Raw genomic sequence first — 20,961 nt, 5'->3', positions numbered from 1 at the left:
CAAGCTCCGTGCCCGGCCGTTACGGTGACGGTCCTGCCGTCCTTGGACACTGCCGAGAGCCCTTGCAGCGGCATCTGATGATCGCTCTGCTGCTGCAGGGGTTTGATCGGGGACTTCGGAAGCATCGACGGGCTCACCGCGACCTGCTTGAGCGGCGTGTCGTACCCCTTCACGCTGAAGAACCACGCGGGAACCCGTGCCGGTCCCCGGCTGGTGGTCATCGTCATCTCACCCAGTTCGGCCCCGGTGATGATCAACGGGTTCTTGCCCGTGTCCCCACTCGTGTCCAGTTGCCCGTACACCGTCTGCGCCGAGTTGACGGTGGTGGACAGGGAGCTGCCGTCGTCCCACCGGATCCGCCCCTGCACCGCTGAGCCGGGCAGTGAGCCGCGCAACTCGAAGTTCCCGTTCGCGTACGCCTCTTTGTCCTCCCCGCTGCGGAAAGCGTTCTGTGGCAGCTCGTCCCACACGTCCAGAGAGAAGAAGCCCTCCCTCCACTGTCGAGCCGCCTGCGACCCCTCCCAGGCGTTGGCGACCTGCTGCGCACGGTCGGCGGTCGCGCCGCCGACCCTGCCCCCCCCGCCGACCGCGCCCCCGGATTCACTGCCGCACCCGGCGGCTGCAGCTGCGGCCACGAACAGGCAAAGCGCACTCAGCCGTTGGAACGATCGCATATCTCCTCCAGATGTCACGACTCACCCAGCACCGCTGGGACGTGCACACGCGGAGCCCGGTTCCCCCGGGTGTGCCTGGTGCGGTGTACCTCGGCCGGGGACGGGCGTCGCGCTCGTACGGTCAGGTGGTTTGCACGGTTGGTGGAGTGGGTCAGCGCCTCTTCGTCGGGGTCGCGTGCTCGGTGTGGCCGGTCCGTCGGCGTGTGGCGTCATTCCCCGAACGTGGAGCGGGAACCGCGGTCGACCGCACGTCGTAATAGCTGCCGGAAGGGCGCCGGGACGAGGGGAGTTCGCAATGACCGCCAGCGCGGTGCGGATCGACGGTAACTGTCTGATGCTGGGCGGGGGAGTACGGGTCCGGTTCATCCGGACGCTGCGGCTTCCGGAGTCCGGAACGCATCCCCTGCGAGGCGCTGCCCGGACAAGGAGTTCCAAGACCGCAGACAGCGCGGGCCGACATGCCGCGCATGGCCTAATGGGCCGCTCCGGCGGCTTGACCAGGTCACGTTGTGCGGAAGCGGTGACCAGCGTGGGCGGGTCGGAAGGCGGTGGCGAACCGGGCCATGGGCGAGGAGAGCGTGGACCGGTCGGAGGGTTTCGGCGAGCGGCTGCTCGGTCTGCTGCTGGATCGGGCGCGGCTGTTGCCGCCGCAGCTGATTGCCCCGCTGATCGCGGAGGGGGTGGCCGGGATCGGCGGCCGTGAGGTGTCCATTCTGCTCCAGGACTATGCGCAGGAGCTGCTGGTGCCGCTTCCGGGCAGGAAGCTGCACGTGGGCCAGCCCGAGCCGGTGGCCGACTCCCCCGCCGGCCGGGCCTTCCTGCGCGCGGACGTCGTCGAGGTTGCGCAGGCCGGCGGCGGCGTGCGGGTGTATCTGCCCCTGCTGGACGGAAGCGATCAGGTGGGCGTGATGGCCCTGACGCTGGAGACCGTCGACGACGATGACCGGCGCCTGCTGCGCCGGCTCGCCGGCCTGGTCGCCGACATGCTGGTCACCAAGAACGCCTACACCGACCAGTTCTTCCTGGCCCGGCGTCGGGAGCCGATGAGCGTGTCCGCGGAGATCCAGTGGGGCCTGCTGCCACCGCTGACGATGACCGTGCCCCAGGTTCAGGTGGCAGGCATCCTGGAGCCCGCCTACCGCGTCGCCGGCGACAGCTTCGACTACGCCCTCAACGACAACATCCTGCACATGGCCGTGATCGACGCGATGGGCCACGACCTGGACGCCGCCGCGATGGCCACCATCGCCATCGGGGCCTACCGCCATGCCCGGCGCGTGTTCGTCAGCCTGTCCGAGAAGTACGCGTTCATGGACCATGCCATCTCCCGGCAGTTCGGGGCCGACCACTTCGTCACGGCGCAGCTGATGCACTTGAACATCGCTACCGGTGAGATGGAGCTGGTCAACGCGGGCCACCCCGCGCCGCTGCTGATCCGCGACGGCCAGGTCGTGCGGCAACTGGAGAGCGCGACGACGCTGCCCGTCGGCTTCGGAGGTGAGGTGCCCCGCATCAGAGAGCACACGCTCCGGCAGGGCGACCGGGTGCTGTGCTACACGGACGGCATCATCGAGGAGCGCGTCGACGGCGGGGAGACCTTCGGTGAGGAACGCCTCATCCGCTGCGTCAACCGCCTCGGGCAGGAGCCGTCGGACGGAATGCGGGCTGATCTGCGCCGGCTCTCCCACACGCTGAAGAAGGAACGGGGCGGGCGCACCAGCGACGACGCCACCCTCTTCATGATCGAGTGGCACGGAGGCGCCGCCGACCACCTCGCAGTCCTTGACTGAACACCTCGACGTCAAACTAGTCCGCACTGGACAGCGCCGCCGACGGACGACGGCCCCGCTTGTCGCCCCCCATGATTGGCTGACTGGCTTCCCGAGGGGGCGTTCGAAAGCAGCTTCCGCGTTGCCGCGCGCCGATCCGGCCGACGTTCGGCGTGGCCCCGGTGTTTCATGAGTGGTCCTCATTGGGGAGTCCCAGAACGGCCCGGTGAGGCCGACGTTGCGGAAGTACTCGGCTGCCAGGGCGGGTTCTCGTCGTTCGTAGGGGCTGTCGAGGCGGCCGTCGTACCAGTGTTCGGCGAGGCGCCAGAGGGTGGTCAGGGACATGACGTAGCCGCGGTCGTTGCCCGTGCGTTCGAGCCAGTCGGTGACGCACATTTCGGAGCAGAAGATCTGCTGGTTCTCGCAGGCGTGCGCGGCGTCGGGCCAGATGCGGTCGGCGTCGGTCGGTGTCGTCGGGCAGTCGAGGTCCCGATCAGCGGCTGCGGAACGCGGTCCGGCGCGGATGGCTTGATCGATGCCAGGTAGTGGTCCAGGTCCAGCCGGACCTCGCCCTTGGCGATCAGCCGTTTCGTACCGGGCCACTTCCCTGCGTCCGTCGTAGACCACGACCTCGGAGGCACGGAAGTTCGGCCACAACTGGTCTTCGGCTGTCGGCCGCCGCCGAGTCGCAGTTGTGGCGCCCGCCGGTCCAGCCGTGCGCGCACGAGCCGGTCTGGCGCGGTCATTTGGGATGCCGCAGGAGATTCATCGGTCCTTCTCGGTGATCATCGTCGTCAGGGCGGCGATGGGCGGCCAGGAGGCCTGACCCGTACGCGTGAGAAGGAAGGTGCGGCGGCGGCCGGCCAGGGGGTCCAGGCGGCGGTAGGCGATGTCCGGGCGGTGGCGTTCGATGCCGGATTCGGCGAGCAGTGCGATGCCGAGGTTCGCCGCGACCAGGCTGTTGACGAGGTGGAGGCTGTCGACGCGGTGCGCGATCCGGGGAGTGAATCCGGCAATGGCGCAGACGCGCTGGACGAGTTCGTCGTCGTCCGTGCCGCGGGAATTGGCGATCCAGCCGGTGGTGGCGAACTGGGTGAGCTCGGGCACGGTGACGGGACGGCCGGCGTGCGGGTGGTCGGCGGGGACGGCGAGGTAGAGAGGTTGTTCGTCGATCTGCCGGGCGCTCAGTTCCGGCGGCGGGGTTCGGGGGACCAGGCTGTAGTCGTACACGATGCCCAGGTCGATGCTGCCGGAGAGCAGCAGTTCCGCGGTGTGCTCCGGTTCGTGTTCATGGATCTCCACCACGATCCGTGGGTACCGACCGCGCAGCCGTTCCACGGCGGGCAGGACCACCGGCTCGACTGCCGTGAAAAAGCTCGCCAGCCGCACCCGGCCGACGGGATCGGCTGTGCCGCGCAGCTCCGACTGGGCGTGCTCGACGGCGGCGAGAATGCCCACGGCGTGCTCGACGAGGCGCTCACCGGCCGGGGTGAGCTGTACCCGTCGGCCGACCGGGGTCAGCAGCGGTACGCCGACCTCGCTTTCCAGTACGCCGAGATGCTTGGACACGGCTGAGGTTCCGTAGCCGGTGTGCGCCGCCACCGCGGCCATGGTGCCCAGCCGTTGCAGGTCGACCAGCAGTCTGAGCCGCCGCAGGTCCAGGAAGTGTTCGCTGTCCGGTGCCGTCATCCCCGTATTGTCCACCTATGGTGGCTGGTGTATCCACCATTGGCCCGTGGACAGAAACGGACGGGTCCCGGTCCAATGGCGCGGTGACCGCTCCCGCCGCTCCCGCCACTGCCACCCCGACGCGTACGAACGCACCCGCTGGGACCCGACATGTGCCGGGGGCGGTGCTCGTCCTGATCGCCATGGCCGTACTGCACACGGGCAGCGCCCTGGCGACGGAACTGTTCCCCGCGCTCGGCCCGACAGGCACCACCTGGCTGCGCCTGACCTTCGCCAGCGCCTTCCTGCTCGCGTTCACCGGCAGGTCCCTGTGGCGGGTGCTGCGGGCGGCCCGCTGCGCCGACCTTGCGGCCACCGCACTGCTGGGCCTGGTCAGCGCAGCCATGATGCTTCTCTTCTCGGAGGCCAGCGCACGTCTTCCGTTGGGGACGGCCACCGCACTCGAGTTCCTCGGACCGCTGACGGTCGCGGTCGTCGCCTCACGACGGAGCAGGGAATTGGCCTGGCTCGCCATCGCAGCAGCAGGCGTCCTGCTGCTCACCTCGCCATGGACCGGCGCCACGAGCCCGGCGGGCGTCCTCTTTGGGCTGGGGTCGGCGGCTTGTTGGGCGCTGTACGTCGTCGGCACGGCGCACGTCGGCAGCCGTTTCAGCGCGTCGCACGCACTGGCGGTCTCGCTCACCGTGGCCGCATTGGCCGCCGCACCCTTCGGAGCGCCTACGGCCGTCGCCGCCCTGACCTGGCAGACCGTCGCCGCGGCGGCGGGCATCGCGGTGCTCATGCCTCTCGTTCCGTTCCTGCTGGAGATGAAGGCGCTTCAGCGCATGGGCAAGACGACTTACGGCACGCTGGCCGGACTCGAACCAGCCGTCAGTCTGCTCGCCGGCATGATCCTCATCGCGCAGACACCCGATGCCCTGCAACTCGCCGGAAGCGCACTGGTGGTGACCGCAGGCATCGGCGCAACCCGGGCGGAGTCACGCCGCTGAAGCACTGCGACGGCGGGTCTTCCGGTCCTGCCCGACGCTGCTGATAAATGCATCAACTGGCTGCAACGACACCGGCCGCCGTCCCCCTGGCTGCACCAGCAACAGGCAGCGCAACGCGCCTAGATGATCGGCGGGCGGCCCAGGCGCGCCATGCGGAAGACGGTGCGCCACCGCATCGGCCGCCTGCCGCCCGCTGACTGGCGGATCCCCTCGACGAATCCGCCGGCCCAGGCCCGCAGTCCGCCCAGGGAGCGGGTCCGGGCAAGTGTGAGCAGCGTCCAGATGCCGAGGTAGGCCGGGACCAGCGGCCAGGGCAGACGGCGGCGGGCGAGCCAGACCCGGTTGCGGGCGGTCATCCGGTGGTAGACGGCGTGCCGGGCAGGGGAGGTCTTGGGGTGCTGCAGAAGTAGCGACGGCTCGTAGAGGATCTTCCAGCCGCCGTCCAGGGCCCGCCACGCCAGGTCTGCCTCCTCGTGAGTGAAGAAGAAGTCGGTCGGCCAGTCACCGATCTCATCGAGCATCCGCATCGACAGCGCATGCCCGCCGCCGAGAAAACCCGTCGCCAGGCCCCTGCGCATCGGATCGGTCGCCCGGAGACGCGGTACATGGCGCCGCTGGGTCGCGCCCGACCCGTCCGCGATACGGAAGCCGATAATGCCCAGAGCCGGATCGGCCGCGTGCAGCCCTGGAGCTCATCGCGACGCTTCCCCGCGACCAGGCCGAGGCGGTGCTGCTGCGCGTCGTCGTGGGGCTCGACGGGCCCGCGACCGCACGCGTGCTGGGCAAACGCCCGGGTGCTGTGCGGACTGCGCACCGCGGACTCAAGCGGCTGGCGGGGCGGCTGGCCGAGAGCGGGAGCGGCTCTGTGACATCTGAGGCCCCGCACACGCTGGGGGATACTCCCCGGGGCAGCGGTTCAGCTGCCGAGGCGGAGCGAGCGCCGGGCTTGCTCGGCTGCGGCTGATCGCGCCCGTTGCTTCCAGCCGACCGAGCCGGCAGGCGACGCACGCGCGGGCCTGGCGCCGCGGGTGTTGCGCCCATGGAGCCATGGACCACTCACCGATTCGCTCACCATCAGAACCCCTCAAAAATCACGGTTGAGCAACGGTGTGTCGTGGTGAGTTTTTGCAGCCTGTGGTGAGTGGCGTCCGGTACTCGCCATGCCTGGTCACAGGCCCTGCCCGTCCTCCCGCCAGCGAGGGGACGAGGAGCCGGCTGGAGGGGATTTGCGCAATTGGGCATTTGGCCAGGCCAGGCCGGGCCGTGTGCAAGGCGCCCGTCGCGCACAAGCCGACGAGGGGGACTGCGCATAAGCTGCTCAGTCGGACTGGCCATTGCGCAGTCGCGAGGGGAGCGATGCGTAGCCGGTCGCCCAAACGGATCCGCGGTCGCGGTCGTCGGGGCAGGCGGTCAGGGGCTGCGCAGCCGCCCGGGGTCCTCTGCGCGGCGAGGGCAACGCGCGTGCGCGGGGCGGCTCGCACTCCCGCAGTCGAAGAGGTGGCTCTCGTTCTCGCTGCCGGGTGGCTCCATTTCACCCTGTCGAAAGCAACCAACTGGAGGGAAGGGCAGGGCTGGGGATTTCCAAGGATCAGGCACACATTCCGTGAGTGTCGATGCTGATCTCGACGTCCGCGGACGAGGGGCTTTGCAGTGATTTCGTCGGCACGCCTCCCCTTGCATCAATTAGCACTGCCACAGGAAGGCAGCCTGGGTGCAGGGTCCGCAGGCGAAGGCGAACGCCGTGCCGCAGCCGCCGAAGTTCATGGCCGTAGTGTGGTCCGGTCCCTCCTCGAACTGCGCGACCAGATCCATGAGCTGGGTACAGGTCGGGCACGTGGGTGTCTCGTCGTTCTGCAGCCAGTCGGGTTGTCCGCCGAGTTGTCCCAGGACATTGCCCAGGTCGTTTCCGCTTCGGCTGCCCCATTCCTCGCGTGCGCTGCCGTAGTTGGCTGAAGGCAAGGACACCAGGGTCACGGCGTTGACGGCCCCAAGGTGGAGAACGCCCTCCTCGTCCGGCTCGGGTGCGGGCATCGGCTGAAGCTTGTCAGAGGGGAACAGCAGAGCCTGGTTACCACCGGCCGTCGGGCTCCACTCGTCGCACATGCCGGGATCGTTCTGGCACATGAATATCGCCATGACGAGGCCGGCCTGTGTGTGGCCTTGGTCGATCGGGCGGCCCTGGCCATCCAGGATGATCTGGGCCAGGAACTGCATCGGCCCGTTGCACGTCGCGCAGCTGGGCCACGCTGTCCCCGCCGGGGTCAGCGGCGTTCCCCCTGTGCGCGTGACCAGTGCATCAGGCTCGCCTGGTCCTGCGTACGTCATCAGCGTCGTCATGGGGCCGGACCCTACGGCACCGCACCGACACGTCCGACTCGCTGGGTGATCGGGTAAGGGCGGTGAGGAGGACGCGCTTGCGCACCAGTGAGAGTGTGGCCCGGCCGAACATTTGGTGCTTGATCATCTTGATTTGGTCGACCCGGCCTTCGAAGGCCCGGAGTTCCAGCGGGCGGTCAGTCATGGATGACGGCGTCCCAGTCCTTGTCCCGGCCGATGGCGAAGGTGTGCAGGTCGGTGAAGCATGTCCTGTGCGGGGGCGGGGCGCCCTCCCCGCCCCGATGTGGCGGCTTCGGCCTACGCTCAGCCCACCACGTCCGCCTCGGAACGGCATCCGAAGCCGGCCCGGGCTTCCCCCGGAAGGGCTCGGCAGGCGTCAGCGGGCGTCGGCCGGCACGTGCGCCTGCTGCGCCGCGGGCGCACTGGGCGCGTTCGCCGCGCCTGCCTTGCCCGCCTCGACGACCCGGGGGCCGTGCTGTCCGCGCAGGCCGAGCCAGCTGATCAGCGCGACCAGTGCGAAGGCGACGGCCCCGATGCCGAAGGTGAGGGTGAACCCGGATTCGGCGGGCAGCGGCGGCACACCCGCCGGCAGGTGCTCGATGGTCTTGGAGGCCAGGATCGTGGTGACGATGGCGCTGCCGATCGCGCTGCCGGTGGAGCGGGAGATCGAGTTGATGCCGTTGGCGATGCCGCTCTGGTGGTGCGGAACGCTCGCCATGATGACGGCGGGCATGGCGGCGTAGCCGAAGCTGACGGCCGCGCCGACGATGAGGCCGGCGCCGATCACCGAGGCGGTGTGGGCGTGGTCGAGGGCCAGCCAGCCGAAGCCGACGGCTCCGAATGCTGCGGCCATGCCGAGCACGTGCCTTGGGCCGCGGTGGCGGACCAGCTGGCCGCCGACGGGCGAGGCGAGCAGCGAGACGATCGCGCCGGGCAGCAGGAACTGGACGGACGCGCGCAGGATGGAGGCGTCGAAGCCGAAGCCGGTGAGCGCCTCGGGCAACTGCACGAGGTAGGAGACGCCGAGGAAGTTCGCGAACATGCCGAAGCCGACGAGGATGCCGGCCAGGTTGGCCATGAGGACTGGGCGGTGGACGAACATTCCCATGTCGACGAGCGGCTCGCGCACCTTGCGCTCGACCAGCACCCAGACGGCGGTCATGACGGCCGCGCCGGCGAAGCTGCCCAGCGTACGGCCAGAGGCCCAGCCCCACTCGTGGCCCTGGGAGATCGGCAGCAGGAGCAGCAGCAGGGCGATGCCGAGGGTCAGCGCGCCGAGGAAGTCGGTGCGGCCGCCGGACTTGTGCCGGGTCGCCGGGACCAGGAAGACGACGGCGAGCAGGGCGAGGACCGCGAAGCCGGTCGCCATCCAGAAGGCGTTGCGGTAGTCGGCGCCGTCGCCGGAGGTGAGCAGACCGGTGGCGACGAGTGCGAGCCCGCTGCCGAACGCGAGCGTGCCGCTGACCAGTGCCATGGCGCCGGGCAGCTTCTGCGGCCGGACCTCTTCACGCAGGACGGAAAGGGCCAGGGGGAAGATCGCGGTGGCGGCACCCTGGAGCACCCGGCCCAGGATCAGCAGCGGCAGCGAGCTCGCGACCGCGGCGATGACGGAGCCCGCGACCATGACGCCGAGGACGGCCACCAGGGTTGGCTTCTTGCCGTGTTGGTCGCCGAAGCGGCCGAGCAGCGGGGTGAAGACGGCGGCGGACAGCAGGGTGGCGGTGGTCACCCAGCTGACGTTGGCGGTCGAGGTGCCGAGGTCGTTGCGGATCAGGCCCAGGATCGGGACCGGCAGGGTCTGCATCATCGACACGACCATGGCGGCAAGGCTCAGGGCGAAGACGATGACCGTCTCGTTCCTGTGCCGGGCGTCGGCGACGGGTGTGGGTGCAGCGGTGCTCATGGGGGTCGGGACCTTCTCAATGATTCAGATCGCAGATGTTTGATGACATCAAGTACTTCGCAGACGGTAGACCTCAATAGTTAAGGTAGTCAAGTAAATAATTGATAATGTGAAGCATCTTGAGTACGCTCCAGCCATGAGCGCCACCGCCCCCCAGGCCCCCACCAAGCTCCAGCTCCTGGAGCTGCTCGCCGCCATCGGCACCGCCCAGTGGCGTGATTTCGCGACCGCCGCCGCCCACCACGGCCTCACCTCCACCCAGGCCAAGGTCCTCGCCCAGCTCGACGGCCCGCTGCCGATGCGCGGCCTCGCCGCTCTGCTGGTGTGCGACGCGTCGAACGTCACCGGGATCGTGGACCGCCTGGAGGCCCGCGAGCTGGTTCGCCGTGAAGCCGACCCCGCAGACCGCCGCGTGAAGAACGTCGTCGCAACCGACGCGGGCCGCGAGATCATCCGCCGGGTTCGCGAGGAGATGCAGCAGACGCACGGCGCCCTGGACGCCCTGGACGAAGCCGAGAGCGCGACGCTCTACGCCCTGCTGGAACGCCTGCGACCGACGATGGAGAAGGACGCCTGACGGCCCCGCGGCCTGGGCGCTCTCACTGAGGTGCGGGAGTTCGTCAACACCGCACAGTGGGGCTTGCCGCCTTCGAGCGCAATCGACTCGTCCTGCGGGCGATCTCCCTCCACGCCGTGTGAGGTGGCGGGGCGTCCGCACCGACCGCTGCCGTCTCGGGCTTGGGCGGTCGCGGCCCGGCGCTCTCGGCGGCGGCCCGGGTCCGGGCGGTGACACGTCGGTCGCGCCTGGACGACCGTGGCGCCCGCTCGTCGTTCTCGCCGCCGGGGCCCTGGTTGGCTCTGGTCAGGAGTTCGGTGACCGCCTGGGCGGCCTGCTCTTCGGTGAGGTCGGTCACGCATCACTGGCGTAGGCCGGCTGCGGCGTGGTCCCAGGCCGGGTCGCCGAAGCGAGCCAGATCACCTGAGCCGGGGAACAGATCCTTGGCGACGGCACAGCTGGGTACCTGCGCTGATCAGCGCAGGATGTCCTGTCTCAGCGCAAGTTGTGCCGTCTCACCGGAGGTTGAGCGGTGGGTGCTCGTCAGGCGAGCGGATCCTCAGCGGTAATGCGGCTCAGCAGCGTGCGGGCTTCCTGGGTGCGGGGGTGGGCCGGATGCAGGAACTGCTCGCAGGCGGACAGCGCCTGACGGGCTGTGGCTTTAGCCTCGCTGCGGCGGCCCAGGCCGTGCAGGGCGGTGGCCGTGCCGATGTCCAGAGCCCCGCTTGCGGTACGGACCCAATCCGGTATGGGGCGACTGGCCTCGGCCAAAGCCTCCTCGTGTCGTCGCTGCCCGTTCAGGCTGCGCACCAGGACGCAGTGCAAGGCGGCAGCCGTGTCCCCCTCGGCGCGGGTCTGATTCCCACGGGTGATGGCCTCCGCCTGTTCGTAACGGCCCTGCCGGCACAAGGCCTCTGTCAGGTTTTCCAGACAGGACAGCTCGATCCTCCACACCTCGGTGAGGTGCGCGAGACGGGTCGCGGCACGCAGTATCTCCTGTGCTTCGGCCTCCGCCTCCGTGTACCACCCCCTGCTCGACGAGGACCGCCACGCGGTTCCCCCGGACCGCCGTCGACGTCGGCGACTGGCTCGGCGACGGCCAGGCGGCGGGCACCAGGTATGCACCCTCTCGGCGACGCGCAGCCCGGTAAGCCGGTGGCGGCCGTGGATTGGTGACGTTGCGTCAGGCGAGCCGTCCCGGTCCCCCGATGAGACCGGGCCGCCGGCCGGCTCTCGTTCGCCCGGCCACCCTGGCTGTGCCCTTCGGGGTTGGCTCAGGGTCGCCTGGGGTGTGAGTGGGGGAGAACCCGGATGGTGAGTACGCGGCCGCGTACTCACAATGAACGGCATGACTGCTGACGCGCGTTCACTCGGCTCGGGGCTTTCCCGTCGGTCGGCGGTGGCAGGTTGCCTTGCCGCTGCGCTGACGGTCGCAGCAGGCGGCGTAGGCGCTGCCGAGGCGGCGACTGCCCCCACGCGTACGGCCACCGGACCGTTGCCACCTCGGCGTACCGCCGTCGGACCGCTGCCGCCCCTCGACGGCGTCGCCTTGCGGGCGGCGATCAGCGATCTCGCACACCCTGCGGCGACGTCGGCGCAGTTGCGGGTCGGTGGTTCGGGCGGGCGCTGGTACGGCGTGGCCGGAGTGGCCGACACCGTGAGCGGCCGCTCAGTACGGCCCAGCGACCGTTTCCGTGCGGGAAGTGTCAACAAGGCGTTCGTGGCAACCGTCGTTCTGCAACTCGTCGCACAGCGCCGCATCGGCCTGGACGACCCGATCGGGCGCCATCTGCCTGGATGGTGGCTGCCGCCCGACTTCGCCGGGATCACCGTGGCGCAGTTGCTCAACCACACCAGTGGGCTCCCCGACCATCGTGATCTGCCCGATCTCAGTACCCCGGAGGCGGTGGTCCGTCACCGTTTCGACCGGTGGACACCGCGGCGGTGGGTCGACACGGTGGTCCAGGATCCGCTCAAGTTCCGCCCCGGCACCGCGCAGGAGTACCGCGGCATCAATTACGTGCTGCTCGCGCTGCTCATCCAGGAGGTGACGGGGCAGCATTACGGTGCGGCGATCCGGACCCGCCTGCTGTGCCCGCTCGGTCTGGACCGCACCCTGGTACCGGGCGATGACCCCCGCCTGCACGGTCCGCAGGTGCGCGGGTATCTGCGGATGACGGACGGGTCCCTGCGGGACATCACGACGTACAACATGTCGTCCGCGTGGGGCGAGGGCGAGTTGGTGTCGAGCGTGGACGACCTGTATCGCTTCTCGCAGGCACTCTTCTTCGGTGTGCTGCTGCCCCCACACATCATGGACGTACTCTTTACCCTGCCGCCGGACCACGTACGCATGCTGGACGGCACCCCTGCCCGGTACAGCATGGGCCTGCAGAAGGCCACGGCGAAGGGCACGACGTTCTGGGGGAAGACCGGTGAGACGTACGGCTATCGCACCCGGATGTTCTCCACCCGCGACGGGCAGCGTCACTTCGTGCTGTCGTACACACCCACACCACTCGACTCGGCGCAAGACATGACGGGGCGGGTCGTTGCGGCGCTGGCCTGACGCGAGGACCTCGCGGGCCCGCTGCACGGTCAGCGTGCAGCGGTCGGGGCTTGGGTAAACAGATCTACTCCCGGCCGTTGATCTGCCCCGCAGGTGGATGACAGGACCGCTTCAGGTCAGACTCCGATCTGGAAGAGGACAGCACTCCGACCAATGGGGAGTGTTGGCAGTGTTCATGTGCGAGGGCTGCCGTCGGCCGAGCGGGTGCTGACCACGCGGCGGTGTCAACGGCGCGCCTGACGCGGGCAGTTGTGGCGCTGGACGGTCTGGTGGGTGCAGCCGGTTCGGGGCGCATACGGGGCTCCGGTGGACCAGGCCATCGAGTCGGCCGGGGCGCCAGCTGCCGCGGCATCATGGTGCGGCCCGCTGGTCCTTCTTCCGCCGTCGTCGTGGTGCCTGCGTCGCCGCCGTGGACGACGGCGGCCACCCGGCGGAACAGTGCGTGATGGTTGGCCTCGCCGACGGCGAAGCAGTCGTCCTGGTCGTCGGTCAGGGTCAGGTCGGCCCGGCCGCCTGAGACGAGTGCGCGGCGGCCCTGCGCGCGGACCGCCTCGATGGCCGCCTGTGCGGCGTCCTTCGAGGCGCGCATGGGAATGCTGCCGAAGCCCACGTAGACCGGAGAGGGGTCTCCGCGCCGATTGGCGACCTGCGGCAAGATTGAGCCGTGCCAACTGAGTCGGACAAGATCGAGCTGAGCGAACACGAACTTCGTGAGATCGCGGGCTACGCTGCTGATTGTGCGCGCAGGGCGCTGTCGATCTTCGAACAGAGTCCCCCTGCCGACACACGCCCGCGCGACGCGATCGATGCGGCATACGCTTTCGCCGGGGGCGGCCGGCGCACAAACGCTCTGCGACAGAGCGGGTGGGCCGCGTACAAAGCGGCGCAAGGAGCCGATTCACCCGCTGCGGTCGACGCGGCACGAGCGGCGAGCCATGCGGCCGGCGCTGCGTTCCTTCATCCCCTGGCAAGCGCTCATCAGGTGAAACACATTCTCGGTGCGGCAGCGCATGCGGCACGCGCAGAAGAGTTGGCATCCGGAGAAGACCCGTGTGTCGCTGCGGGGACCCTTGAATGGGCGCGTCATCACGCACCAACAGCGGTCACCGCGGTGCTCGGCCGTCTGCCCGACGCACCTCCCGGAGGCGGGCGCGTGGGAGAGTTCATTCGCGATCTCGACGCCGCTCTCCGCGCCTGAGGGCGATCAGATACCAGAGGTCCGCAGAGGGATCCCCTGCGTGCGTCGAGCGGCCTGCAGCTGGTGCCAGAACCGCTCGTGCGCGGTGTCCCGGTCGAGGACGCGGCGCGGTCGAGTGCTGATGGGTTCTGCGATCTCGTCGAGGTCTCGCAGGGAGAACCGGCTGGTCGTCACCCTTGGCGAGCTACTGCCGCAGGAGCCGGTTCGTGTTCTCGTTCGAGCCGCGCTGCCATGGACTTCGGGTCGCAGAAGTACACCTGGATGCCGAGCTCGTCGGTGAGCTGTTGATGCTCGGCCATCTCTCGCCCGCGATCCCAGGTCAGCGAACGCCGAAGGCCGCCCGGGAGGTATCGCAGGTCGTCGGCAAGCGCTCTTCGCACGGCATCGGCCTTGTATCCGTTGGGGAGCGGCACGTTGTGGACGAAGCGGGTCTGCCGCTCGACGAGCGTCGCGACGGCGGAGGGCCGCTTCCCCATCACGAGGTCCCCCTCCCAGTGCCCCTTCTTCCGATCATCTGCATGCGTGCCGCAACCCGCTGGGTGACCTCTTCACGCAGACCGCTCGGTGATGATCCTAGGAGTAAATCGTCAAGGCCTGTGGATTGGATCAGTCTGGTTGTTGGCCTTGTTGACGCTGCCGCTGACTGGCCGCGGCGCCCACTCGCCGAGTCCTTCCTTCGGGGGCGAGCAGGTGGGGGCGTCGAGTGACGTGAGGAGCTGCCGTGCCGGTCGCTGGAACCAGTGGGATGCGGTGGTGACTTCCAAGGCGGTCCAGCGCGATCACTCGGGAAGGTACGCCCCCAAGCCCGATCCGCAGGTCATGAGCATTGCTCGAAGTCACAGCCAGGTTGTTGCCAGCCAGATGGTCGCGGCCGCAGCGAGAATGAGCGCGATGTTGAGGCCGATTTGGCGGTCTCCGCGGCTCAGGTGGACTGTGGTCGCGCCGATCTGCAGGAGCACGAACCCGATAGCCGCAGCTAGGGCCAGCCAGGGCGCGATGCTGGTCAGTGGTGGCAGGATCAGTCCGATCGCGCCAAGCCCTTCGAGCACTCCGATGGTCCTGACGGCCGGCATCGGCGTGCGGTCGACCCAGCCCATCATCGGCTGGAGCTGTTCACGGGTCTGGACCACCTTTATCCCGCCCCCGTAGAGGTAGAGGAGAGCGAGTAGGCCGGCAACGATCCAATAGGCGACGTCCATGATTCCCATCCACGGTTACCAGTTGTAAGGCCAAGAGGGCACACGCGTGTGCGTAAGCGACCCGGAGCGTTTAGGAGTAGGAGCAGCCGCGTCGGCTGTACGGGTCCGGCGGCAGACAGCCGAGCGGCGTCGTCCTTCAGGAGAAGTCGGTGGCGGGCTCAGTGGCGTAGCGACTCATCGTTTGAATGCTCGCTTGTGCGGTCAGTTCCTGGCCGCTGGCGACCATGTCCTGCAGGTCTCGGAAGTACTGCACGTACAGGTCGGGCGTGAAAGTGCTGAGCATGACGGCGGGTTGGTCGCTCCGGTTGGCGAAGGTGTGCGGGGCTCCGGGCGGGATCATCACGAGCGTGCCCGCGGCCGCGTCGTAGGTCTTCTGTCCGACCGTGAACCGCACCGTGCCGGAGATGACGTAGAAACCCTCGTCGTGCTGGGCGTGGCGGTGCTGCGGTGGTCCGTCTGTATGCGGGGCGAGGATGGTCTCGCCGATCCCGAGACGGTGCCCGGTGGTGCTGCCGTCTTCGAGGATGCGCAACTGCGTGGTGCCCAGGAGGATCGTCTCACCGTCGCCTGGACCGACCACCGACACGGCGGGGTCGGTCGTCGGTTCGTTGCTCATTGGTTCGTCGGTCATGCTTCGATTCCACCGCCCGAGCACCGCAGCCGTCCAAGACCGAGTAGGTGGTGTCGATACCGTACGGGTATCGTCACCGGTCATGGAGCTACGCACGCTGCGCTATTTCGTGGCCGTCGCCGAGGAACTCCACTTCGGCCGGGCCGCCGCCCGGCTGCACATGAGCCAGCCGCCGCTGAGCCGGGCGATCAAGCAGCTGGAGACCGACGTCGGTGCCGCTCTGTTGCACCGCTCCGCCGCAGGCGTCACGCTCACCCCAGCTGGGGCGGCGCTGCTGGACGAGGCACGTGCCCTGCTCGACCAGGCTGACCGGGTACGCGTGCGCGTGGCTGCGGCGGCCGGCGCTGCGGCCATCACCGTCGGCATCCTGGGCAACAGCACCGACCGGGGAGCAACGCGGCTGGCCTCCGCGTACCGTCGGCGGCACCCGGGCGTCGAGGTCCGCATCCGCGACACCGACCTGACCGATCCGACCTGCGGGCTGCGCGCCGGACTGGTCGACGTCGCCCTGACCCGCGGGCCGTTCGAGGAGACCGGTCTGACGGTGCACGAGCTGCGCGCCGACCCGGTGGGCGCGGTGCTGCGCGCCGATGATCCGCTGGGCCGCCGCGACTGCCTGAAGCTGTCCGAACTGGCCGACCGGCGCTGGTTCCAGTTCCCGGACGGCACCGACCCGATCTGGCAGTCGTACTGGAACGGTGGCGAGCCTCGCGAGGGTCCGGTGGTGCGCGCCGTCCAGGAGTGCCTGCAGGCCGTGTTCTGGAACGGCACGGTCGGGATGACCCCGCTCGGGCATGACCTACCCGAGGAGCTGGCCGTGGTGCCGCTGATCGACATGGCGCCCAGCCGAGTGGTTGTGGCGTGGAACGAGCGCGACGCGAACCCGCTGATCCGGTCGTTCGTCCAGATCGCGACGACCGCCTACCGCGACTGAGCGCCTCGCGGCCGGCGATTGCACCGCACGGACGTGGACAAGCCCTGAACGCCCAGAGACGACCTTCCAATTCGGGTGCAGTCCGGCGTCGGTCGATCCAATGGAGCAGCCGTTAGCGCTAAGCCCCGGCCGCGCGACTGACCAGCGTGACCTGGCCCAGTGGCCCAATCCCGGATGAGCTCCGGGTGTGAGTAGTTCAGGTACAGGACGTAGCGCCGAGATTGCGGTCCCTGCGCGACCCGGACGTGGTCGAGCCGGACGACGACGGCGATGAGGGCTGAGCCGGGCCGGCTCGTACGGCTCAAGCAGGTCCGTTGTCCCACGCGGTCAGCACCAGGGCGACCCGAGCGCCCTTCGTCAACAACGCGAAATGCTGCATCCCCTGCATAGGCCGGCCCTCGGCACCGCCTTCGGGCCGGACGACCGGCGTGTCCCTGACAGCCCGCACCACCCTGCGCAGGCCGTGCAGTCGCGTCGTAGCGGGGTGCCGCAGACACGCTGCTGCGACGCTCGGATGCGGTGAGGAGCGCCGACTCGTCAGTCGGTCAGATGCCGCTCCGCGTAGATTTTGAGAGCGTCGCGGATGAACACGGCGGCTCCTTCGGCGTGCTGGTCGTACAGGGCGGTGAACCGGGGATCGGCGACATAGAGTTCACTCACCCCAATGACGTACGAGCGACTGACACGCACCGGTCCGGACAGCCACTCACAGTGGCGCCGGGCGATGTCCTGCACCTCGTCGTCGTCCGGGGTCTTCCCGGCTTCGAAGGCGGTGACGAAGGCCGTCGAGATCGCCGCCTGGCGGTCTTTGAAGTCCCGCTTCTCCTCGTCCGTGAGGGACCGCCACCAGCGGTCGCCGTTCACGTAGGCGTCCCTGCCCCACCGCTCGGTGACCTCCTGCTCATACTGGGTGTTGTCGAAGCCGTCCAGCACTTCCTCGGGCATGAGCTGCTCTCCTCTGGTCGTCTTGTCGAGAGTGGTCCGCACCGCGGCGATCTGCCGGCCGATGCGCTCGCGCTCCTGTTCCAGCAGCTCCAAGTGCGTCCGCAGGGCGGCCCCGGTCTCCTGCTGGCCCGCGAGGACCTCGGCGATTGCGGGCAGAGAGAGCCCGAGCTGGCGCAGCAGCAGAATCCGCTGCAGGCGTACGAGTTCGTCCTGGCCGTAGTACCGGTAGCCGTTGCTTGCGACACGGCTCGGAACGAGCAGCCCGAGTTCGCCGTAGTGCCGCAGCGTCCGGCTCGTGGTACCGACGCGCCGCGCGATGTCCTGGATCGTCCACTCCATGACGTGAACGGTAGAAGTTGACGCTACGTAAAGGTCAACCGGGAATCCGGTCCGGCCCCTCGGCGGCTGGTGCCGGCCGCTGGTCAGCGAGGGCGGCGGCCTGTCGCGCCTGCCACCAGTCCCGGGCCGCTGGCAGCTCGGCGAACTGCATGACTGGTACCACCTCGTGGTTGGCGTCATGGAAGCACGCGGCGTAGCTCAACAGGCGCGAGTGAAGCGCAAGGCGCCCACGTGATCAGTGTTGTCACGACCGATCGCTTCCTGGAGGCCGGCCGCGCTCACTACATCTCTGCAGGCGCTTCCCGGCCGCGGAGAGCACCGCTAGAAACGAGCGCACCCCGCAAGCTCGCCCGGCTCACTGATTCCAACTTCCAACTTCCAGCGATGCAACGGTCAACCGAGCGGGCAGGCACCACAGGACCAGAGGAGCATGCGGAAGTCGCGCGCCTGCCTTCGACTGTCGGCGCCCAGGTCGTTGGCGTAGGGCCTCAGGACGGGCGGCCATCCACGACGACGCCCCAGAGTCTCAAGCCTCTGCCAGAGGCATCATGTGCCGCGCCCCTCCTGTCTTTCAGGGGCCGGGGGCGGGCAGGGCAGTCGCGACGAAGGTCCGCACGATGTCGCCGGCCTCGGCTGCGCTGACGTCCTTCTTCCAGTTCGCCATGTGGCTGGGGGAGTAGCAGGCAAGCGAGAACGGGAGAGCGCGCATGCTCAACGCCCTGGACGCAAGGGCGCAAGAAGTCGAGCATCACCCGGCGCGGCGTGAAGAACGACCGTCTCAACCACGCCGGATACTTCTGGGCCTTCGCGGCTTCGAACGGATCACCCGGGCCAGGCCCACTACCGAGCCGATCGTGTGGAGAACCGCGCGGAACCAGAGCGGCAAGTGAGCACCGCTCAGCACAACGGCCCCTGAGCGTTGCGTCCAGGTCAGGGGCCGTTTACCTGGCGTCAGGTGTGGGATTTGAACCAACGGTGGCTCGCACCAGAGCAAACGTCGGACTCCTCGCTGGAAGCTGCACCCAGGACGGACGCCGGTCCCGTCTCGCGCTTGAAGACTGCCCTTGAATGACTGGCTACGTCCGTCCACCGGAACCTGGTACCACGGCGAACCTGGTCAATGTGCAACCCCGGGGCCAAGGCGTCGGCGCACAACTGCCGATTGCGCCCACATGTCGGCTCTGTCGAACTCCGCGCCTCGCTGCCCGGCCCGCCGGTGCCGTCCAACGGTCGCAGCGCTCGCGCCAGCTCCTCCTGGTCTGGCTGCCGCTCGAGGTGCGTCATGTGTTCGGGCTGGTGGCGGGTGTGTTGATAAGGTCGCGTGCGCCTGTGCATCCATCACTCTCGTCAGAGGTACGCCGCCTGTGTCCGCAATTCCGCCGCTGAATGACCCGCTCGCATCGACTTCGGACGCGCACCGCAAGCGCAACCGCCTGGTCCTCCTGGGGCTGGTCGTCGTTGTCGCGGGCTTGGGGGCGTTCTCCGTATTCGGCCCGCACGACTCGAAGGGCGACGCAGAGACCCTGAAGGCGGGCGACTGCTTCCAGAACACTGGGACCAGTAACGACGCGGAGGTCGAGAAGCGTGGCTGCACGGACTCCCGCGCCGACTACAAGGTGCTCAAGACCGTCAAGGACGGGGTCACCGGCCTCGCGTGCTCTGACGTCACGGGGGCGACAGGCTCCCTGACCCAGGTCGGCGCCGAGTCCTTCGTCGTGTGCTTCAAGGACAACAAGTAGCGCGACACGCAAAACGGGAGACCGTTCTGGCCGCCTGGACGGGTGCTGGTCGCGAGGCTCAGTCTCGCGGTGTCTGCGGCGGAAGCCAGAAGAACCGGCGCAGGCCGGCGCTGAAGCCCCCCGCCCCCTGCCGTCCGACGTCACGTCGACCTCCTCCCGTCTGTCACGTGGCCTGACTCGGATGACACCCCGCCATGGTTGCCTGGCTCACACGCTGTTGCATCCGCTCGGCTGCGTTGTCAGTGGCGCCTGGGATTGTCGGGGGCATGGACGAGTTGATGCGCGGCCGGGTTTACGGCGCCGACCATGATGATCCCGATCCGGGACCGCAGCCGGGGCATGTCTATCGCGAACTGGTCGGCGGGCCGTTGGACGGGCTGCTGCTGGATGTCACCGGCTGGACGCCGCTGGAGCTCGCTGAAGGGGCGGCGCTCCCATCCGAGCTAGCCTCGTTCGGTCCTGGGGGCCGGGCAACGTACGCGCCCCGGGTGGACGATCCGCGACGCTGGGACTGGAAGGGCGACATTCGCTGAAGACGCTGCTACCGGGACTATTCGCAGTGCAGCGGGCTTTAGCCCGGTGGTGAAGCGATTGTGAGAGCTGCTCTAACCCGCAGGTGACAGCGGACGATTCTGCTGCTCGATGTACTGACGGACGATCGACAGCGGGGCCCCGCCAACTGATCCGGCGAAGTATGAGTCGGCGAGAGCTGACGCCCTTCAAGCTGTTGACCAGCTTGGACAGGGCGACCTTCGGCGGAAAGTTCACCAGGAGATGGACGTGGTTGTTCTCGCCGTTGGCCTCGACTAGTTCGACCTCGAAGTCTTGACACAGGTTGCGCATGATCTCTTCGCAGCGTGTCAGGTGCTGGTCGTTGAAGACCTTGTGTCGGTACTTCGTCACGAAAACCAAGTGTGCGTGAAGGGCGAAAGCGCAGTGCCTGCCTGTGCGGATGTTCTGATACTCAGCCATAAACCAACTGCCGTACGATCTTCGGTATGCAGCTTCGGTACAGCTTCCGCCTGTACCCGAACGGTCCGCAGCGCAGTGCGCTGGCCAGGGCGTTCGGGTGTGCGCGGGTGGTCTACAACGATGCCCTTAGGGCTCGGGAGACCGCCCGCGCTGCGGGGCTGCCGTTCGTGACCTCGGCCGAGCTGTCGAAGCAGGTCACGGCCGCGAAGAAGACCGAAGCGCGGGCGTGGCTCGGTGAAGTCTCGTCCGTGATCCTGCAACAGTCCCTTCGGGATCTGGACACCGCATACCGGAACTTTTTTGATGGGTTGAAGGGCAAGCGCCCGCGTATGGGTGCACCCCGGTTCAAGTCCCGCAAGGACAACCGGCATACGGTTCGCTTCACCGCCAACGCCCGGTGGAAGATCACGCCCGGCGGTGACCAACCAAGCGGTGGCAGTGGAAGACCTGGCAGTTAAGGGGCTCGCCCGCACACGCCTGGCCAAGTCCGTGCACGACGCCGGATGGTCGGCATTCAC

Annotated in this window: 19 protein-coding genes and 4 pseudogenes; 10 read left to right on the top strand and 13 right to left on the bottom strand. The window is 68.6% G+C overall.

The window, feature by feature from the left end; all coding sequences use genetic code 11:
• Positions 1-635 (bottom strand): hypothetical protein (locus ABZS64_RS36820; protein WP_355839177.1); only part of this gene is annotated, 635 nt, incomplete at its 3' end.
• Positions 636-1,237: 602 nt separating this feature from the next.
• Here ABZS64_RS36820 and ABZS64_RS36815 point away from each other — a divergent pair.
• A complete protein-coding gene (locus ABZS64_RS36815) occupies positions 1,238-2,464 on the top strand; it encodes a PP2C family protein-serine/threonine phosphatase (protein ID WP_355839175.1) in 1,227 nt (408 codons plus the stop codon).
• Positions 2,465-3,208: 744 nt separating this feature from the next.
• Here ABZS64_RS36815 and ABZS64_RS36810 read toward each other — a convergent pair.
• A complete protein-coding gene (locus ABZS64_RS36810) occupies positions 3,209-4,132 on the bottom strand; it encodes a LysR substrate-binding domain-containing protein (RefSeq protein WP_355839173.1) in 924 nt (307 codons plus the stop codon).
• Between the two features lie 83 nt (positions 4,133-4,215).
• Between ABZS64_RS36810 and ABZS64_RS36805 the strand changes: the two genes are divergently transcribed.
• Entirely contained in the window at positions 4,216-5,121 is a 906-nt protein-coding gene (locus ABZS64_RS36805) for an EamA family transporter (protein WP_355839171.1), read from the top strand.
• A gap of 119 nt (positions 5,122-5,240) precedes the next feature.
• On the opposite strand, the pseudogene ABZS64_RS36800 reads toward ABZS64_RS36805, so the two are convergent.
• Positions 5,241-5,804 (bottom strand): annotated as a pseudogene (locus tag ABZS64_RS36800) (glycosyltransferase family 2 protein); the annotation flags it as partial.
• Between ABZS64_RS36800 and ABZS64_RS36795 the strand changes: the two are divergent.
• A pseudogene (locus tag ABZS64_RS36795) lies at positions 5,804-6,085 on the top strand (sigma factor-like helix-turn-helix DNA-binding protein); the annotation flags it as partial. The pseudogenes ABZS64_RS36800 and ABZS64_RS36795 overlap by 1 nt on opposite strands.
• Positions 6,086-6,804: 719 nt before the next feature.
• Here the strand turns inward: ABZS64_RS36795 and ABZS64_RS36790 are convergent.
• Positions 6,805-7,446 (bottom strand): DUF1963 domain-containing protein, encoded by a 642-nt coding sequence (locus ABZS64_RS36790; protein ID WP_355839179.1) that lies wholly within the window; start codon positions 7,444-7,446, stop codon positions 6,805-6,807.
• 388 nt (positions 7,447-7,834) lie between these two features.
• Positions 7,835-9,361 (bottom strand): MFS transporter, encoded by a 1,527-nt coding sequence (locus ABZS64_RS36785; RefSeq protein ID WP_355839169.1) that lies wholly within the window; start codon positions 9,359-9,361, stop codon positions 7,835-7,837.
• A 136-nt stretch (positions 9,362-9,497) separates the two neighbouring features.
• Here ABZS64_RS36785 and ABZS64_RS36780 point away from each other — a divergent pair, with 136 nt between their 5' ends.
• Positions 9,498-9,938: a MarR family transcriptional regulator gene (locus tag ABZS64_RS36780; RefSeq protein ID WP_355839167.1), complete on the top strand. Its 441-nt coding sequence runs from the start codon at positions 9,498-9,500 to the stop codon at positions 9,936-9,938.
• A gap of 43 nt (positions 9,939-9,981) precedes the next feature.
• Here the strand turns inward: ABZS64_RS36780 and ABZS64_RS36775 are convergent, their stop codons facing one another.
• Positions 9,982-10,275: a hypothetical protein gene (locus tag ABZS64_RS36775; RefSeq protein ID WP_355839165.1), complete on the bottom strand. Its 294-nt coding sequence runs from the start codon at positions 10,273-10,275 to the stop codon at positions 9,982-9,984.
• Positions 10,276-10,460: 185 nt separating this feature from the next.
• Positions 10,461-10,871, bottom strand: coding sequence for a tetratricopeptide repeat protein (locus ABZS64_RS36770; protein WP_355839163.1), 411 nt, complete (start codon positions 10,869-10,871; stop codon positions 10,461-10,463).
• A 394-nt stretch (positions 10,872-11,265) separates the two neighbouring features.
• On the opposite strand from ABZS64_RS36770, the gene ABZS64_RS36765 reads away from it, so the two are divergent.
• Together ABZS64_RS36765 and ABZS64_RS36760 are read left to right on the top strand one after the other, a co-directional pair.
• Positions 11,266-12,486, top strand: coding sequence for a serine hydrolase domain-containing protein (locus ABZS64_RS36765; protein ID WP_355839161.1), 1,221 nt, complete (start codon positions 11,266-11,268; stop codon positions 12,484-12,486).
• A 664-nt stretch (positions 12,487-13,150) separates the two neighbouring features.
• Positions 13,151-13,684 carry a putative immunity protein gene (locus ABZS64_RS36760; RefSeq protein ID WP_355839159.1) on the top strand — a complete coding sequence of 178 codons (534 nt, stop codon included), beginning with the start codon at positions 13,151-13,153 and terminating at the stop codon, positions 13,682-13,684.
• Between the two features lie 170 nt (positions 13,685-13,854).
• Here the strand turns inward: ABZS64_RS36760 and ABZS64_RS36755 are convergent, their stop codons facing one another.
• From ABZS64_RS36755 to ABZS64_RS36745, 3 genes are all read right to left on the bottom strand, one after another.
• Entirely contained in the window at positions 13,855-14,160 is a 306-nt protein-coding gene (locus ABZS64_RS36755) for a DDE-type integrase/transposase/recombinase (protein ID WP_355839157.1), read from the bottom strand.
• 360 nt (positions 14,161-14,520) lie between these two features.
• Positions 14,521-14,883 (bottom strand): DoxX family protein, encoded by a 363-nt coding sequence (locus tag ABZS64_RS36750; protein ID WP_355839155.1) that lies wholly within the window; start codon positions 14,881-14,883, stop codon positions 14,521-14,523.
• A gap of 136 nt (positions 14,884-15,019) precedes the next feature.
• Positions 15,020-15,514: a cupin domain-containing protein gene (locus ABZS64_RS36745; RefSeq protein WP_355839153.1), complete on the bottom strand. Its 495-nt coding sequence runs from the start codon at positions 15,512-15,514 to the stop codon at positions 15,020-15,022.
• An 82-nt stretch (positions 15,515-15,596) separates the two neighbouring features.
• Between ABZS64_RS36745 and ABZS64_RS36740 the strand changes: the two genes are divergently transcribed.
• On the top strand, positions 15,597-16,448 hold the full coding sequence (locus ABZS64_RS36740; protein WP_355839151.1) for a LysR family transcriptional regulator: 852 nt from the start codon (positions 15,597-15,599) through the stop codon (positions 16,446-16,448).
• Positions 16,449-16,985: 537 nt separating this feature from the next.
• Here ABZS64_RS36740 and ABZS64_RS36735 read toward each other — a convergent pair.
• Positions 16,986-17,732 (bottom strand): TipAS antibiotic-recognition domain-containing protein, encoded by a 747-nt coding sequence (locus ABZS64_RS36735; protein WP_355839149.1) that lies wholly within the window; start codon positions 17,730-17,732, stop codon positions 16,986-16,988.
• A gap of 571 nt (positions 17,733-18,303) precedes the next feature.
• Complete coding sequence (locus ABZS64_RS36730) at positions 18,304-18,441, bottom strand: hypothetical protein (protein ID WP_355839147.1); 138 nt, start codon at positions 18,439-18,441, stop codon at positions 18,304-18,306.
• A 655-nt stretch (positions 18,442-19,096) separates the two neighbouring features.
• Between ABZS64_RS36730 and ABZS64_RS36725 the strand changes: the two genes are divergently transcribed.
• Together ABZS64_RS36725 and ABZS64_RS36720 are read left to right on the top strand one after the other, a co-directional pair.
• A complete protein-coding gene (locus tag ABZS64_RS36725; protein ID WP_355839145.1) occupies positions 19,097-19,471 on the top strand; it encodes a hypothetical protein in 375 nt (124 codons plus the stop codon).
• A 266-nt stretch (positions 19,472-19,737) separates the two neighbouring features.
• Positions 19,738-20,004: a hypothetical protein gene (locus ABZS64_RS36720; protein ID WP_355839143.1), complete on the top strand. Its 267-nt coding sequence runs from the start codon at positions 19,738-19,740 to the stop codon at positions 20,002-20,004.
• 72 nt (positions 20,005-20,076) lie between these two features.
• Here the strand turns inward: ABZS64_RS36720 and tnpA are convergent.
• Positions 20,077-20,443 (bottom strand): annotated as a pseudogene (gene tnpA / locus ABZS64_RS36715) (IS200/IS605 family transposase).
• A gap of 26 nt (positions 20,444-20,469) precedes the next feature.
• Between tnpA and ABZS64_RS36710 the strand changes: the two are divergent.
• Positions 20,470-20,853 (top strand): annotated as a pseudogene (locus tag ABZS64_RS36710) (helix-turn-helix domain-containing protein); the annotation flags it as partial.
• Between the last annotated feature and the right edge of the window lie 108 nt (positions 20,854-20,961).

Source organism: Streptomyces sp. NPDC005408, assembly GCF_040606445.1.
GTDB lineage: Bacteria > Actinomycetota > Actinomycetes > Streptomycetales > Streptomycetaceae > Streptomyces.
This window is presented reverse-complemented; position numbering and strand designations above follow the sequence as displayed.